We start from the raw sequence: 17,010 nt of genomic DNA, 5'->3' as shown, positions 1-17,010 counted from the left end.
CGAGCGTGACTTCTGGATCACGGTTCTCCGCAACGCGGATCACGTCGTCGCGGAACTCCTTGGGGAACGGCTTGGGCATGATGACATCCTTCCAGGCCAGCCCTCTCGGCTAGCCACGTTCGATGTCACCTGTTCCTGCATCAGACCCTTCTCTCGAAAGGTGTCTGTCAGAGATACGCGTCGGTGAGTAGCCTTCTCTGCCCTGCATCCCGAGCAGTTGTTTCTATCTGAGGGTTGCCGAGCATGGTGCAATTCTTAGATGGGATGACTATCTGGAAATATGATCAGGAAGTTCCGCTGGGGATTTATATCCCGATAAAATCGATCAAGAAATCTATTTAGATGTTTGCGGATAACCTATGGCTGACCAGAATCGCAGCAGGATCCGGCTGAATCGTCAGCAAGTAGAGGTCCTCGAATGGATCAAAGCTGGGTGTCCTCGTGGAGTTTATGTAGGCGATAGTTACGCTCACCGAGTGAGCGCTCGAGCCCTAGCCTCGCGCGGACTCATCAGTATCTCTGGGCGGGGCGATTCCTGGAAGGCATCGGCCACACCTCGCGGAGAGGTGTGGCCTGCTGTAACGGAAGAAGATGCTGTCGTGGTTGCGCGCCAAATCAAGCTGGTCGAGGTCAAAGCCAGGACTGCTACCGAGGCTGACGCTAAGCCAGCCAATAATGCCCAACTCCCGATTGAACAACGACGCCGGATTCAAGCTGTCAAGGAGCTATCACGGGCCGAGAAGCGGCAACGCCTCGTCGATGGGCTTACCCAACGGGTTCTGCTGGCGGGCGAGCCCATTACCTTGATGGAAGAGAAATGGGAGCACACCGAGCTGGAATGGATGCGTAAGGCAGCGGAGCGTTCCCCTGACCGCCCGCATGGCCAGGTGCTCGGCATTCGTCACACCGGCTATCGCGAAGAAGGCAATTACGTCCTCTACTTCGAACCCTATTTCCGTGACCTCGTGGAGCAAACCGAAGTCATCGTGCCCGAAAAGGTCAGCCGGTATCTTCCACCTGTGCGCGTTTCTCGACGATAAGAAACACCAACACGTAACCAAAGAACACGTGCCCCGTGCTGCGCGAGTACTTCAAGCAATTGCAACTGAAGGAGTACGTCGCGGGCTGGACATGCCCGCGTATGGTGGTGGCGCACTCACGTTTGCGACCGATCAGGGTGACTATACGTTCGTGATCGACGAGCTCGGCTCATGGAGCAAAGAACGAATGTACGCCGATGAACAAAGGCGGCGAATCAGCAAAGGCACACCCGCCTGGCAGCTCGCGGGCTATCAGGAATTCACCGGCAGTGGGAAGCTTCGTTTGAGGCAAGGGTCACCGCCATCCGGGTACGGCAATCCAACTTTTGGTGATCGCAAGATAGTTCGTCTCGAAGAGCGGATCACGGAATCGTTCGTACGCTTTGAGGTCTGGAGGCTCGAAGAAGCTCACCGAGAAGAACAGCGACGCCTGGAGAAAGAGTGTCGTCATCATGCGTGGGAAGCTGCCATGGCACAAGCCCGCATCGATTACGTCGAGCATGCCAAGTGGGAACACTTCAAGGAACTGTCTCAGACCAGTGGAAAGATCGATGGCCATCGTCGGTTTCTGGAGCATGCGAGATTGGCATCTGAGGCATTGCCCGAAGTGGAGAGGCAAGCTGCCATCGAGTATCTCTCTGAGATGGAAGCCACGATCGATGCGATCGATCCGTTGGCAATGCCCAAGCGACTTGTGCCAAAGATCAAGAAGCCCAGAGACTCGGACCTCGGACCGTTTCTCGACGGGTGGAGTCCTTATGGCCCAAGGTAGTTACTTTGAAGAGTCACGATCGCGAACGAACCGAGGTAGCTCCGCAGGCCGCCTTGTATAGTCGAACCACCTCTTGCCAGTCTCAGTATCTACGCACAGAGTGAGATCGTCGACGTAAATCGCTTCAATGTAGGGGTCATAGCCGCCCATTGCTTGACGCCCGTAGTCATGCTTTTCTGCACGACACGGTGCATCTTTGGGCTTCAAATAGGGAAGCATGTCGTCGGGGGAGTTCATGATAAATTGCACGAATCCGTCGATAACCGGCATGAGTCGCTCTATAGCCCAAGTGGGTGGATATATGGCCATCGGCTGCTTCGGAGTGATTGGGATGATCGATTCAGCTATGTGTGGGTTCCTGACCTCATCCGCAATGATGATCCAGGCCTTGCGAGGCTTACTTTTCTCGATTGTCACTTCAGTTCCCTTTGCAATCTAACCTTGATCACGTGGCTCACGACGTCTCCTTAAGCGAAGGCTTCTCTAGCATTCGCTCCTTAATGATCTCCACGATGTTTGCCCGGTAGCGCTGTTTGTAACGGTGCCTCGTTCCCTTATTTATCTCATCGATGAACTTAGCAACCGTCTCGGCATGACGTACCTCACCGCCTGCAGCGAAGTACGCAGCCAGCCATGGTTCCTTCTGGGCGGGAACGCCGGACTGTCGAAAGGCGTGAATAAGGCTGAGCGTTGCGTCCTTGCCAATACCGCTGCTGAGACCGTTGTGCTCCTCGTTCACCATCATTCGAGCGGCCTCAACCATGAGGGAGTCAGGGAGCTCGTCACAGACACCCGTTCCAAGGTTCAGCGCGCCGTAGGCCCGTGCAATAGAGCGGCTCATTTCACCCTCGCGCATAATCAGGATCACGACTTTGTCGAAGGTGTCATCTTCGATTGCTTTGCGGATCGATTCGAAGTCCGGCTCGCGGAAGGGGACCAGGGCAATGAGAGTCGCATCGATCTTCTCGTCCTTGAGCTTGTACAGTTCGGAAAACGATGCGGTGATGGCTTTCGTTGTGGGAGTTTGGATGTGTTCGAATAGGTCACGCTCGATGCGACCGCTCATCGAAGCACAATAGTCGCGCTTCTCAGCGCAGAATACGTACGCGGCGGTGTCACCAATCCAAGTGCGGATGCGCTCGCTTCTTTCGACCATGCTGCGACCTTCATTGGCCCAATCGGAATATGTCATGAATGCAATATCTGTCATGACTTCATCATCCGCCACGCTACCGACATTCGTGTGTTCTTCAATTAATTCCCTGATCATGAGATAATCATAGGAAGATCGCAGCGCCCGGTCACAGCATCAGAAGCTCCCGGCTGCATCAACGATATGACTCAATGTCGGTGGCCGCCGGTACGGTAGGTACATAGGCAAGACGAGTGGCTAATCGCGTCTTCAAGGCGCAGGAGAAAGACTTCATGAACACACCCAACATCACTAAGAATCAGAAGCCTGCAGTGAGGGTGGTGGTGTGACGGTGGCTCTCAAAAAGTCTGACCTGTACAGCTCGCTTTGGGCTGGTGCCAACGAGCTCCGTGGCGGCATGGACGCCAGCCAGTACAAGGACTACGTCCTAACGCTGCTCTTCATGAAGTTTGTCACCGACAAGGCTAAGTCTGATCCCGACAGCCTCATCGAAGTACCTGAAGGTGGTTCCTTCGATGACATGGTCGCTGCCAAGGGCGACAAGGAAATCGGTGACAAGTTCAACAAGATCATCGGCAAACTTGCTGATGCAAACGATCTCCGAAACGTCATCGACCAAGCTGACTTCAACGACGCAGAAAAGCTTGGCAACGGCAAAGAGATGCAGGATCGTCTCTCCAAGCTCGTGACGATCTTCAACGGCTTGGACTTCGGGGGAGCTCGCGCTGAAGGCGACGACCTTCTCGGCGATGCGTACGAATTCCTCATGCGTCACTTTGCGACCGAATCGGGCAAGAGTAAGGGGCAGTTCTACACCCCTGCTGAGGTGTCCCGTGTTCTCGCGAAGGTAGTGGGTATCAACGGCAACACGCGCCAAGACGAAACGGTCTATGACGCAACGTGTGGTTCTGGCTCCTTGCTCCTCAAAGCCGCCGACGAGGCACCCAATGGCATGACCATTTACGGCCAGGAGAAAGACAACGCCACTTGGGCGCTGGCCAGAATGAACATGATCCTCCACGGAAATGAAACTGCGGAGATCTACAAGGGCGACACAATCACGAGCCCACAGTTGACGCGCGGCACCGAGCTTCAGAAGTTCGACTACGTCGTGCTCAACCCGCCATTCTCAGTGAAGTCATGGACTAACGGTCTCGAAGAACACTACGGTCGCTTCGAATACGGCATGCCGCCGGAGAAGAACGGCGACTACGCCTTCTTGCTCCACGCGCTCACTTCACTTAAGTCCAAGGGCAAAGCGGCGATCATCTTGCCGCACGGTGTGCTGTTCCGTGGCAATGCTGAAGCAAACATCCGCAAGGAGCTTCTGAAGCAGGGCTTCATCAGGGGCATTATTGGGCTGCCTGCAAACCTCTTCTACGGCACTGGCATCCCCGCGTGCATTGTTGTGCTCGACAAGGAAAATGCCGTTGGGCGCACCGGTGTCTTCATGGTCGACGCAAGCAAAGGCTTCGTCAAAGACGGCAACAAGAACCGCCTCCGTGACCAGGACATCCACAAGATTGTGGACGCGTTCAATAACCAGCGCCCGATTGAGCGCTACTCGCGCATGGTGCCAATGAGTGAGATCGCTGATTCGAAGAATGATTACAACCTCAATATCCCGCGTTACATTGATTCATCCGAGCCAGAAGATCTCCAGGATCTTGATGCGCATATCAACGGTGGGATCCCGGACCGGGATCTTGACGCTCTCGAAGAATACTGGGAGCCATTCCCGGGTCTCCGTGAGCAGTTGTTCACGCCCAACCGTTCGGGCTACAGCGACCTCGCTGTTGATGTGAACGATGTGCAACAGGCGATCTTTGATGCGCCTGGGTTTACTGCACTGCAGAATGACGTCAAGCGAATCGTGAATGAGTGGTTTGAAAGTCATCGCGGCACGCTCGAAGGTATCTCTGGATCAACGAGATCGGCAGAACTTATTCACGAACTCAGCGAGGATTTCCTAGCTCGATTTGAAGATTTGCCGCTGCTCAATGAGTACGACGCGTACCAGCAGCTCATGTCGTATTGGCACGAGGTCATGAGTGATGACGTATTCCTCGTGATGCAGGCCGGGTGGCTGGAAGCCTCGAAACCTCGACTGGCGCTCAACGACAAGGAACGCAAGCTTGCCGAAGAGCCTGACCTGGTAATCGGCACTGGCAAGAATGCCCAGAAGTACAAGATGGATCTGATTCTGCCAGAGTTGATTGTCCAGCGGTACTTTGCCGACGAGCAGGCGGAACTTGATGCACTTGCTGCAGACCTAGAACTAGCGACCGCTGCGCTTACCGAACATGCAGAAGAATACGGTGTTGAGGAAGCTCCGCTTGTCGATGCAACGAATGACAAGGGTGCTTATACGAAGCAACTTGTCTCTGCCGTAGTCCGGGAAGCTCGGGGGAGCGGCGACCGAGAAGCGCTCGCGTTGGCGCAGGAAGTTCTTGAGCTGCTTAGCAGTGAGGCCGGGCTGAAGAAGGCAGTCAAAGACGCTCAGACAAAGCTCGATGGGGGCGTCCTCCGGAAGTATGGATATCTTTCCGAGGGCGACGTCCGAGCGCTTGGACTTGAGGTCAAGTGGTTGGCGTCAATCTCGAGTCGACTTGTCGGTGAGGCTCGATTCTTGACGCTAAATCTGGCCTCTCGGCTCAAAACTCTCGGAGATCGTTATGGGACCACAGTTTCGGAGTTGGACGCTGCCATAGATGCGGTCGAATCTCGCATCGCCGATCATCTCGTAGCTATGGGGGTCGGGTGATGGTTTCTTCTAGCCCCAAATTATTCGACCGTCAGCCGTTCTCGTCAGTTGCTCAGTCAGTATCTTCAGGTACAACCACGAAGCGTGATCTTCACGGTCGGAACCCTCTCTACGGCTCCACAGGCCAGATTGGGCGAACTAACCGGACGGAGTTCACCGGGCCTTCCATACTCGTCGCTCGTGTCGGCGCAAATGCAGGATCGGTGTATGCAGTCGATGGTTCGTATGGAGTTACGGATAACACACTCGTAGTTCGGCTACACCCTGGTCACAGCACTTCGTTCGTGGCACAGCTGCTCCATTACATGGAACTGAACCGCATGGTTTATGGCTCAGGTCAACCGCTCGTGACAGGAACCATGCTCAAGAATTTGGACGTGCCTGCACTGACGAGGGATGAGCAGGAACGCGTAGCAGGGGCTTTTGACGATACCAACGCCCTAATCAAGAATCTGGAGTTGATGATCGCAAAGAAGCGAGCAATCAAACAAGGCATGATGCAGCAGCTTCTGACGGGAAAGATTCGGTTGCCAGGGTTTAGTGATCCATGGCGGGAACAAGCATTTTCCGAGGTAAGCACAATGAAAGGGCGGATTGGTTGGCAAGGCCTGACCCAGGATGAGTTTACGAATAATGCGCACGAACCGTTTCTAATCACTGGCATGAATTTTAGAGATGGCGCTATCGATTGGGCCAGTGTTTATCACGTGCCCGAAGATCGCTACGAACTAGCCCCAGAGATTCAATTGAAAACCGGGGATGTCTTGATGACAAAAGACGGAACCATAGGCAAGCTTCTATTCGTTGACACAATTCCAGCTCCCGGTAGAGCAACGCTAAACTCACATCTACTAGTTTTCAGACCAATATCAAACTCCTACGACCCTAGATTCCTCTATTACCAGCTGGCATCACCAAGATTCGCTCAACATATCGAACTGCATAAGTCCGGCTCAACCTTCTTCGGAATCAGTCAAGAGTCGGTGGGTAAGTATCAGGTGCTATTGCCACCGTTACCTGAGCAAGAAGCAATCAGTGAAGTCCTGCGAGACGCCGATATTGAGCTTGAATTGCTAGGCCAACGACTCCGTAAGGCTCAGTTGCTGAAACAAGGCATGATGCAGCAACTCCTCACCGGGCGAACCCGTCTCGCAATTCCAGAGGCCACAGTATGAGTGGTATCGATAAGGATTGGGCTATCAATCAGCTCACTGAGTTTATTCGTCTTTCCTCAACCCCGAATGGTGAGCTCAAAGGTATTTGGACTTCAGATAAAACACGAGATGAAGTGCTGGAATGTCTTCCAATTGTTGAACGAATCCTCGACAAGGTCATATCTGGTTGGCGTGCAGACTTAGAACGCCCCGGGAGTGCATACGAAGAAGCCTGGACTGTGCACCGTAAGGCGAGCCTTGGAGCGCGCTCTTTACTACTCCACCAATCGGAGATTGACGAGCTGCTGGGGGAGGCTGCCCCAGATATTTCTGCCGCGAATCTTCATCCCTGGATTTGGATTGGTGCAAAGTCACTCTGGCAGTCTGCGCATTACCGAGAAGCAGTAGAAGGCTCAATCAAAAAGCTCAATGCAGAGGCTCAAAACAAGGTTGGCCGCCGCGACCTCAGCGAGACAAAGCTATTTCAAGAGTCATTCTCGCCAGCCGATGCGAAGACGAACAAGGCTCGTCTTCGACGGATGCGCCCGGAAGACAGTGATACCTATCGCTCAGTGCAGCGGGGCGCGATGGCTTTCGCCGAAGGCGTGTTTGCTGGAATTAGGAATCCGCTTTCGCACGAAGCCGACCAAGAACTCTCAGAACAAGTCGCATTGGAATACCTTGCCGCGCTAAGTGTGCTCGCGCGTTGGGTGGATGAATCAACTGTGGAGCACTCAGGAGTACAGCCATGAGCACCGTAGGACAAATTGAACGCAAGACGCAGGACCGCGTCGTTGCACTGTTCCGTGACCCGGCCAAACTTGACTATGAGTACCTCGGAGACTGGCACGACGGGAACCGCACGAGTGGGATTGAAGTAGATCTCCTCGAACAGAATCTTCGTGCTCGCGGCTATGATGATTCACTCATCACTCGCGTGCTCGATCAGCTGCAGAAGGCTGCTGCAGTCGGCTCCGGCCACCAGCTCTACGAAGCCAACCGTGAGGTCTACAACCTCCTTCGCTATGGCGTGAAGGTGAAGTCGGGAATCGGGGAGCAGACCCAGACCGTTTGGCTCATCGACTGGCAGATGCCCGAAGCCAACCACTTCGCCATTGCTGAAGAAGTAACTGTGCTCGGGCAACGAACCAAGCGTCCCGACATCGTGCTTTACGTCAACGGACTCGCACTTGGCGTTATCGAGCTCAAGCGTTCTAAGGTCTCCGTGACCGAGGGCATCCGCCAGAACATTGGCAACCAGAGCAAAGACTTTATCCGTCCGTTCTTCTCCACCGTGCAGTTCCTCTTTGCTGGCAACGATGCCGAAGGTCTGCGCTATGGAGTTATTGATACTCCCGAGAAGTACTGGCTCGAGTGGAAGGAAGACTCAGGTACCGAGTCACCGCTCGACCGCGCATTGATGCAGATGTGCTCGAAGCACCGCTTCCTTGAACTCATCCACGACTTCATCGTCTTCGACAGCGGTATCAAGAAGGGACCTCGCCACAACCAGTACTTTGGCATCAAGGCAGCGCAAGAGCGCATCGCGAAGCGCGAGGGCGGCATCATCTGGCACACCCAGGGATCAGGTAAGAGCCTGACGATGGTCTGGCTGGCCAAGTGGATCCGTGAGTCTCAGGTTGGCACCGACCCGCGTGTCCTAGTTATTACTGACCGCACCGAGCTCGACGAACAGATCGAGAAGGTCTTCAACGGCGTCAACGAATCGATCTATCGCACGAAGAGTGGCTCGGATCTCATCTCAACTTTGAACCGCTCGGACGAGTGGCTCATCGGTTCTCTCGTGCATAAGTTCCGCGCTACCGGCGAAGAAGAAGATACCACCGATGACTTCATCGAACAGCTCAACGCAGCACTGCCGAAAGATTTCAAAGCCAAGGGCAATATCTTCGTCTTTGTCGACGAAGCGCACCGCACCCAAACCGGTCGGATGCACCGCGCAATGAAGCAGCTGCTCCCGGACGCGATGTTCATTGGCTTCACTGGAACACCGCTGCTCAAGACTGAGAAGGCAACCAGCGTTGAGACCTTCGGGTCGTTCATTCACACCTACCGCTTCAACGAAGCGGTTGACGATGGTGTGGTCCTCGATCTTCGTTACGAAGCGCGTGACATCGATCAGGAGCTGACCTCACCTGCTCAGGTCGATCAGTGGTTTGAGGTGAAGACCCGGGGAATGACCGACCTCACTCGTGCCGAGCTCAAGAAGCGCTGGGGCACGATGCAGAAGGTCGTCTCATCTAAGTCTCGAGCGCAGCGAATCGTCTCAGACATCCTGCTCGACATGGATACGAAGCCTCGTCTTTTGGACCGTCGTGGCAACGCCATGCTTGTCGGCTCCAGCATCGCTCAAGCCTGCAAGTTCTACGACATGTTCGTGGAAGCCGGATTCAAAAGTAAGTGCGCCATCGTCACGAGCTACCAGCCAAACGCCAGCGAGATCTCCAAGGAAGACACCGGCGCAGGCAAGACGGAGAAGCTCGCGCAGTACGACACCTATCGCCGCATGTTGGCCGACCATTTCGAATGCTCAGAAGACGAAGCCATGGGCCGCGTCGATGAGTTCGAAGCTGCCGTGAAGAAGCAGTTCATCAAAGAGCCTGGCCAGATGCGCCTTCTCATTGTTGTCGACAAGCTCCTGACAGGTTTCGACGCTCCGAGCGCAACGTATCTCTACATCGATAAGAAGATGCAGGACCACGGACTCTTCCAAGCCATCTGTCGTGTCAACCGCCTTGACGGTGACGACAAGGACTATGGCTACATCATTGACTACCGTGACCTCTTCAACTCACTCGAGACCGCGATCAACGACTACACCAACGGCGCGCTTGATGGATATGCGAAGCAAGATGTCGAAGGCTTGCTCTCTGACCGAATCGATAAGGCCCGCGTCGACCTCGACGATGCACTCGAACGGATCCGTGCGCTCTGTGAACCCGTGCGTGCACCTCGTGGAACCGATGAGTACCGTGCCTACTTTGTCGCCAAGAATGATGGTGACGCAGCACAGATCAAGGCGAATGAACCACGACGTGTCGACCTGTATAAGGCGGTCGCTGCCGTCACTCGCGCATTTGCCAACCTCGCAAACGATATGCCTGAGGCTGGTTACAGCCCTGCAGATATCGAGAAGATCAAGCGAGAGATCGCGCACTACAGCGACGTCCGCGCTGAGGTGAAGCTCGCTGCCGGTGAAGATGTCGATTTCAAAGCGTACGAGGCTGACATGCGCTTCCTGCTCGACACTTATATCTCGGCAGGTGCTTCGGAGGTCGTTTCAAACTTTGAAGATGCCGGGCTTATCGACCTCATCGTGAAGCTAGGAGCAGGTGCGATCGACAAGCTGCCTGCTGGCATCAAGAAGAATAAGCCAGCGGTGGCAGCAACCATCGTCAATAACATCCGCAAGGTCATCATCGATGAGCATGCCCTGAACCCGAAATTCTACGATCGTATGAGCGAACTGCTCGATGCTGTTCTCGAAGAACGACGTGCTCAAGCAATCGCATACGAAGAGTACCTCGCCAAGATCCTCGATCTTGCAACTCAGATTGGTACCAAGGATTCCGGCAAGACCTACCCAAGCTGGGTGAAGCACCAAGGCCAGCGTGCTCTCGTGGACTTCGTTTGGCCGGACGAGAACGTTGCGCTTGAACTTGAATATGCGATTCGAAGCACGAAACAGCACGGTTGGAAATCGAACAAACTCAAAGAGAAGAAGATCCGTCTTGCGATCGCTCGGCGGCTGCCTGATAGCGACGATCGCGACAGCCGGGTAGATGAGTTGTTAGAGCTGCTCCGAGGTCATGATGAGTACAGCTAGTGCTTACATGACAGTGAGTGGCATCGACATCGATGTCATTCACAAGCAGATCAAACACATCCACATTGGTGTATATCCTCCGGTTGGTCGGGTGCGTGTTGCTGCACCTCAACGTCTTGACGACGACCAGATTCGTCGCGCAGTCATTCAACGACTGCCTTGGATCCGTCGCCAGCAGAAAGAACTTGAAAAGACCGTCCGTCAATCGACCCGTGAAATGGTGACGGGGGAGTCCCACTACGTCTGGGGCGTACGCAAACGCCTCAAAGTTGTTGAGCGACCTGGCCGAGCACACTTTGAAGTTGAAGGCGATCGTCTAGTGCTCTTCACCCCGGCTGAGTCGACGGCGGAAGTGCGTAGGTCTCAGCTTGATCGCTGGTACCGAGAGCAACTTCGACGCGAACTTCCTGCACTCATTTCCAAGTGGGAGAGTGCACTCGGGGTATCCGTTCCGAAATGGACGATCCGACGCATGAAGACTAAGTGGGGTTCATGCAATCGAGAATCTCGGCATCTTTGGTTCAATGTTGAGCTTGCGAAGAAGCATCCCAACAGTTTGGAGTACATCGTGGTGCACGAGATGACGCACTACGTTGATGGCACCCATGGAAGCCGATTCATCGAGTTGATGGATGAACGTCTTCCAGATTGGGAGATGCGGAGAGATGATCTCAATGGAGCACCGCTCGCGGAAGAGGAATGGAATAGCAAGTGACGAGCAATGTGATGTCCACTTCGGATAATGAAGAGAAAAAGGGCTCCGCTGAGAGTCCTACCTCGAGCGCAGAGCCGCCGACGTGGACGCTCAGGCCTCTAACTGCCGAGTATAAGGAGCCCGCGCACGGAACGTATGTTTGGGCAATTCGTGAGGCACTGAAGAATAAGGACATCCAAAATATTGCGCTGTCTGGAAACTATGGTGTCGGTAAGAGCAGTATCGTTCGCGGACTATCCGAGGATGTAGAGCTCAAGCCCCGAATTCTCACGCTATCGCTTTCAACCTTGGCCCCAATCGAGACATCCAAACTTGACGAATCTATTCCAAAGCAAGCCGCCACAACTACCAACCGAATACAGCAAGAAATAGTCAAGCAACTTCTGTACCGCGAATCTCCCGGCAGGCTACCTGGGTCGCGTTTCGCCCGCATCGAACGTTTTGGTTGGTGGCGCGAGCTCGGAGTTGCTGGGCTTGCGGGCTTTGTGATTGCACTCGTGTTTTTGATCACTGGCTGGACTGGCGAGATCGAGTTAGCGCTGCGACCCCTCATTGAACTCGGCCTCTGGGCACATTTGGTCGTGCTGGGGGCGGGCTTCGCCTGTGCTCTTGCATTTCGGTGGCTGTCCTATGGGCGCATTTACATTAAGCAGTTCAGTGCCGGGTCGGCGACCGTCGCGCTGGACGACAAATCGGTGTCCTACTTTGACCAGTACTTGGATGAGATTGTTCACTTCTTCGAGATCTCAAAGAAGCTGGATATCGTCATTTTCGAGGATATTGATCGCTTCAACGATCCAGAGATCTTTGAGACACTTCGGACCCTGAATACGCTGCTAAATAGTGCGCCTCAGATCAAGAACAAGATCCGCTTTGTCTATGCAATCAAGGACAGCATCTTCGACAAGATTGGATTAGAGAAGGATCCTAGCCGGGAGTTAGAACAGACGATCATCGAAGCCGATGATCCTGCGATGGCGGAAAACGTTCGCGCAAATCGCACAAAATTCTTCGACCTCGTGATTCCCGTCGTGCCGTTCATTACGCATCGTAATGCCCGCAACCTGGCAAGCAAGCTGCTCGGTGGGGTGGATCATGATGTCGAGCCGGAGCTGTTTGATCTTGCCGCACAGTACCTTCCGGACATGAGACTTCTCATAAATGTGCGGAATGAGTTTCTGGTATTTCGCGACCGAATATTCTCTGGCGACGGGGAGGAGCTCAAGCTTAGCCAGACTCAACTATTCGCGATGATGCTCTATAAGAGCACTCATTTGACAGACTTTGAGGAAATTCGGCGGGGAGAGAGCAACCTCGACGTGCTATATCGAGCTAGTCGAGATCTTGTCGTTGAAAATGTGGACCGGCTACAGGGTGAACGTCGAGCATTGCGTAGTCGCCTTGCTCGGATTGAAAGTTCTGCTGCGCGCAGTGAAAAGCTTGGCAGGCTACTTCTTGCGCATACTGACAGGCTTGAGGAGTCACTAGGTAGGAACCCGAGTAGGAGTGGTTTCTCCTTCGAAGGCGTTTCTTATTCCGCAGCAGAGCTAAAGGGTGCGGACTTCTGGCAGAAGTTTTCCTCTGTGGATGAAGATGCCGCTGTGCTGCAATGGAGCCCAGGGTACGGGACGTTCAACTTTTCGAGACGAAGTCTTACGGCCGTACTTGGGGATCCGATTAGTTCTGAAGTATGGGATAAGGAAGCTCGCAAGGAGTTGCAGCTTGAGATCTCTGAGCGGTCTGACGCAATCGACTTTCTTCGTGGCGCAGACATGGGTGAGCTGATTGAGCGTGATGAGTTCCTAGTCACCCGTGATGAATTGGCTCGATCCCTTGGCTTGGTGGCAGAAAGCCTCCTGAAAGATGGACTGGCCTATCAGCTCGTTCGTTCTGGCTACATCAATCGAGATTTCACTTTGTACACCTCGATTTTTCACGGTGGCCGAGTGAGTGCGGCGTCGACCAATTTCATCATGCATCATGTTGAGCCAAACATGCCTGATGCACAATTCAAACTTGCACCAGAGGATGTCAACATAGTCGTCCGCGAGCGCGGCAGGCTGTCCCTCAAAGACCCAACCCTCTATAACGTTTCTATACTTGACCATCTTCTCAAGACCGATGTTTCAGCCGCCGACATCATGATCAAGTCGTTGGTAAGTTTTGGTGAGGATCAGAGGCGATTTCTGCAGACGTACTTGGACGACGGACAGTCCAAGGAGAACTTGATCAAGCGTTTTGCTCCGCATTCCGCTCGAGTGATTGAGTATCTCGTAGCTGATGCTGAGCTACCGGACGATTTGCGAATGACCTTGGTTGATGCGGCGCTCGCCAGCCTTGCTGATGGTACGAAGTACCGTTCCGGTCAAGCGGTCAAGGATTTCCTCTTGGACGAGTATGAAAACCTACACTCGCTAACCGCAGAGGAGTTATCTGTTGGGAGCGCGGAGAACGTTGCGTCTCTCTTTGAGTCAGCTGGTGTGATTGTTCCTAACCTTGCTGCCATAAGCAATTCACTCCGTGAGGGTTTCATCTCGCGCAAACTATATGAAGTAACTCTCGGTAACCTGACTGAGGCCAATGGGTCAGAGCCGAATCTGGCGTTGGATTCGTTGACAAACGAAGATATCTACCGGCATTGTCTTGAGAACTTAACGGAGTACTTAGCTGCAATTGGTGGAAAGTACCAAACGGTTGAATCTCGGGAACGATTCATTGAAATCGTTGAGGACGCGCTGGAGGTGATTGGTACTGAGAAAGTCGAAGCTATCGTTGCTGGTGCGTCGAGTACTTGTGTCGTCGGATCCCTTAGCGACATCGATGAAAACGTGTGGCCCGCACTGGCCCAGTACGACCGGTTCCCGCCATCATTTGAGAACGTTACTAAGTACATCGAATCGATCGGCAGTATCGATACCAGTCTTGGGCAGCTTCTCACTGGGCTGCAGCGACTTGTTGAGGTTGAAGACGCAACTGAGGAAGCTAAGGTCTCACTGGCAACGAAGATATTGAACGCAGGAGATTACATCTCAGATCCCGAGATCCGCGCTCGACTGGTGGAAAGCCTTGAGGTCGAAGAGTTCTTGAAAGTCGACACGATCCCTGATGAAGATGGTTCGCTATTTGCCAATCTGTTGAAGCGGAAGGTGATTGCAGATGAGGCGGAATCTTTTGAGCGAATCAGCGACACGGATTGGCCGACGCGTGAGGCGTATATCCTTGCCTCCGCAGACTTCCATGTGTATATGGAACCGAAACATGTACAGAGCGACCTCGGAGCGTTGCTCCTGAACGACAAAATTAATGTCCGAGTAAAGAATGCAATTGTTGCAAGAGCTGATGACTTTGTCGAGGGTGCGGGCACCGGCGGGCTGAGTCAATTGGCAAGGTACGCTATTCAAACGACCGCGCTCGTTTCTGAAGAAGTCATTGTAATAATGGCCAGCCGTGGCGTCCCCGCCCAACATGTCATCCAATTGCTAAGCTCGCACCTGAACTCGATCTCCAGTGCGAAGCTGTTTGCGATCCTCGAGTCGCTCGGTGGTAGCTACTCTGACTTGACCGCCGTGGGGTTTGAGAGGCCTAAACTTCAGAACACTGAAGCGAATAGGGGACTTTTAGTAAGGCTCCAGAATGATGGGATCGTTAACACCTTCGTCCCAGACGGGGCTACCATCCGGGTCAATAAGAGACGCAAGAGCATCACGTGATCCGTGCTTACACTCCAGCGGACGCTGCGATCGAGACGTATTGTTGATCTCATGAACGAAAACGTGATCGCTACTGACGGTCCAATGAAGTCCCTATTGGAGGGGCTACTCCCAATCGTCGTGGATTTCATCACTGATGAGTGGGATTGGCGGTCTGCAAGTACTGCTCCTGTGAAGGTGACTCTAGGGGAGAAGGGCCCTGCCGTGATGCCACCCGGATGTGTTTCTGACGATTCTTGGACGATTGCTTTTGAAGGCGCTTATACCTGGGCTTCGAGCTTTACAATCGCTTCTAAAAGCGACGGGCCGATCAAGAATTACTTAGACGAGCATGGACTTCGGATTGAGTGTGAAACCGAATATGCGATCAGCGCGTGTCGCATTCGATAGCTCACTCAGCTCGGCCTTAAACGGAGCGAACGCTGATTTAGGCGAAGAGAAGAAGCAACCCTTCAAGGTTGAGATCATTGCAGCTTATCGATAAATGGTTCAGTGGGAATATCGGAAGCTTTCTCGTGGCTTGTTGACGCCTTTGCATTTGCTGTCATAATCAGGGGCAGATGGGAGGATGCCAATGTCTTGGAAGGCGCGAAAGAAGCTGGATGCTGTCACTCGAGGCGGTCAGATCCTGCTTCCGAAAAATCTAGCAATTGATATCGAATCCATCGGTAGATGGGTGCTGCGAATTTATGTGACTGTGAATTATTCAGCGCAGTCGCAGATCAAGCCTGCAGCGGTTTGGCGAGGAATCTAACCATGCGCCTAGAGAAGATCACAATTAGAAACTTTCGTTCTTGCAGAGAGACAGAAGTCTCACTCGCAAAGGGGTTGACTGTTCTCGTAGGTGAGAACGCATCAGGTAAGAGCGCTGTGGTCGATGCGTTACGCCTCACCACGATTTCTTCACGGCAAGAGCGTATGCTTTCCTTCTCTCCAGAGACGGATCGATCGTTTGAAGCTTCCGACCTTGAGAAGACAACGATTAGGCTGCGATTCAACGAGCTAACGAATGGGCAGAAGGCGAGCTTCCTCACACAGATGGTGGACGCCGATGAGGCCCTTACATATACCCATGGTTTTGATGCAGCTGAAGACCTTCCTTATTGGAAGCGCAGCAGCTACACCGTCGGTGAGGCGTTATTAGAAGATGCTGAACCAGCCTCCCGAAATCGGATAGCGCATGTGTATCTTCCGCCCCTCAGAGACGCCGTACGCGAGATTGACGGTGGGAGCGGGGAGCGGGTGGCAGAGGTGCTCAAGATCCTAATTGGCGAGGACAAGGCAAAGCGTGAGAGTTTTCTTGATGAGTCGAACAAACTGCTCGAACAGGTGGCCCAGTTAGAACTACCTCAAGAAGCTCGGTCGGCGATCGCGGATCATCTCCATGAGATCACCCCTCCTTCGCGAGGTCATGACTTACGAATTGGCGGGAGGCGTCATGAGCTCAGAAAGCTTGCGACCATTCTTCGGCTTCGCATGCATGAAGCAGGAATCCGACCAGTTGAGATGGGGTCAGCGGGACTTGGCTATGCAAATCTTGTTTATGTAGCCACGATCATTGTGCAGCTCACGAAAGCGAAAGATTACGATCTCACGCTTCTGCTAGTCGAAGAACCAGAAGCGCACCTGCATCCACAACTTCAGTCGGTGCTACTGAGCTATCTCGCTGAGCAAGTGAAGAAGAGCAATAGGGATGTTAACGAAGACGGGTCTGATGCAGGAACAGGTGACATCGAACGTGGCTAGCCGAGAGGGCTGGCCTGGAAGGATGTCATCATGCCCAAGCCGTTCCCCAAGGAGTTCCGCGACGACGTGATCCGCGTTGCGGAGAACCGTGATCCAGAAGTCACGCTCG

The 17,010-nt window shown here is 53.5% G+C and carries 11 protein-coding genes; 10 read left to right on the top strand and 1 reads right to left on the bottom strand.

All coding sequences use genetic code 11. The annotated features are described in order from the left end of the window. The first annotated feature begins 476 nt into the window (after window positions 1-476). Together FM113_RS09410 and FM113_RS17910 are read left to right on the top strand one after the other, a co-directional pair. A complete protein-coding gene (locus FM113_RS09410) occupies window positions 477-1,040 on the top strand; it encodes a hypothetical protein (protein WP_140393333.1) in 564 nt (187 codons plus the stop codon). Window positions 1,041-1,191: 151 nt separating this feature from the next. Next, entirely contained in the window at window positions 1,192-1,812 is a 621-nt protein-coding gene (locus tag FM113_RS17910; protein ID WP_140393332.1) for a hypothetical protein, read from the top strand. Between the two features lie 454 nt (window positions 1,813-2,266). Here the strand turns inward: FM113_RS17910 and FM113_RS09395 are convergent, their stop codons facing one another. Beyond that, window positions 2,267-3,082, bottom strand: a complete 816-nt coding sequence (locus FM113_RS09395; RefSeq protein ID WP_140393331.1) for a hypothetical protein — start codon at window positions 3,080-3,082, stop codon at window positions 2,267-2,269. A 208-nt stretch (window positions 3,083-3,290) separates the two neighbouring features. On the opposite strand from FM113_RS09395, the gene FM113_RS09390 reads away from it, so the two are divergent. The 8 genes from FM113_RS09390 to FM113_RS09360 all read left to right on the top strand — a co-directional run bounded on the left by FM113_RS09390 (window position 3,291) and on the right by FM113_RS09360 (window position 16,901). Next, window positions 3,291-5,729, top strand: coding sequence for a type I restriction-modification system subunit M (locus FM113_RS09390; RefSeq protein ID WP_254908946.1), 2,439 nt, complete (start codon window positions 3,291-3,293; stop codon window positions 5,727-5,729). Window positions 5,730-6,013: 284 nt separating this feature from the next. After that, window positions 6,014-6,904: a restriction endonuclease subunit S gene (locus tag FM113_RS09385; RefSeq protein WP_176387148.1), complete on the top strand. Its 891-nt coding sequence runs from the start codon at window positions 6,014-6,016 to the stop codon at window positions 6,902-6,904. Further along, on the top strand, window positions 6,901-7,635 hold the full coding sequence (locus tag FM113_RS09380; protein ID WP_087013989.1) for a TIGR02391 family protein: 735 nt from the start codon (window positions 6,901-6,903) through the stop codon (window positions 7,633-7,635). Before FM113_RS09385 ends, FM113_RS09380 begins: the two co-directional genes overlap by 4 nt. After that, a complete protein-coding gene (locus tag FM113_RS09375; protein ID WP_087013987.1) occupies window positions 7,632-10,730 on the top strand; it encodes a type I restriction endonuclease subunit R in 3,099 nt (1,032 codons plus the stop codon). Before FM113_RS09380 ends, FM113_RS09375 begins: the two co-directional genes overlap by 4 nt. Window positions 10,731-10,737: 7 nt before the next feature. Further along, window positions 10,738-11,445, top strand: coding sequence for a M48 family metallopeptidase (locus tag FM113_RS09370; RefSeq protein ID WP_254908945.1), 708 nt, complete (start codon window positions 10,738-10,740; stop codon window positions 11,443-11,445). After that, window positions 11,442-15,155, top strand: coding sequence for a DNA-binding protein (locus FM113_RS09365; RefSeq protein WP_176387147.1), 3,714 nt, complete (start codon window positions 11,442-11,444; stop codon window positions 15,153-15,155). Before FM113_RS09370 ends, FM113_RS09365 begins: the two co-directional genes overlap by 4 nt. Window positions 15,156-15,206: 51 nt before the next feature. Then, entirely contained in the window at window positions 15,207-15,545 is a 339-nt protein-coding gene (locus FM113_RS17905; protein ID WP_140393330.1) for a hypothetical protein, read from the top strand. A 366-nt stretch (window positions 15,546-15,911) separates the two neighbouring features. Further along, on the top strand, window positions 15,912-16,901 hold the full coding sequence (locus FM113_RS09360) for an ATP-dependent endonuclease (protein WP_176387146.1): 990 nt from the start codon (window positions 15,912-15,914) through the stop codon (window positions 16,899-16,901). Window positions 16,902-17,010: the final 109 nt, after the last annotated feature.

The organism is Leucobacter sp. 7(1), assembly GCF_900163635.1.
In the GTDB taxonomy this organism is placed as follows: domain Bacteria; phylum Actinomycetota; class Actinomycetes; order Actinomycetales; family Microbacteriaceae; genus Leucobacter.
The sequence above is the reverse complement of the archived record's forward strand: the minus strand, read 5'-3'. Positions and strand labels throughout refer to the sequence as shown.

What these genes read in the sequence shown, in the direction of transcription:
- FM113_RS17905 (WP_140393330.1), top strand. Translation starts at nt 15,207, where the DNA reads ATGAACGAAAACGTGATCGCTACTGACGGTCCAATGAAGTCCCTATTG.
- FM113_RS09380 (WP_087013989.1), top strand. Translation starts at nt 6,901, where the DNA reads ATGAGTGGTATCGATAAGGATTGGGCTATCAATCAGCTCACTGAGTTT.
- FM113_RS09395 (WP_140393331.1), bottom strand. Translation starts at nt 3,082, where the DNA reads ATGATCAGGGAATTAATTGAAGAACACACGAATGTCGGTAGCGTGGCG.
- FM113_RS09370 (WP_254908945.1), top strand. Translation starts at nt 10,738, where the DNA reads ATGACAGTGAGTGGCATCGACATCGATGTCATTCACAAGCAGATCAAA.
- FM113_RS09360 (WP_176387146.1), top strand. Translation starts at nt 15,912, where the DNA reads ATGCGCCTAGAGAAGATCACAATTAGAAACTTTCGTTCTTGCAGAGAG.
- FM113_RS09375 (WP_087013987.1), top strand. Translation starts at nt 7,632, where the DNA reads ATGAGCACCGTAGGACAAATTGAACGCAAGACGCAGGACCGCGTCGTT.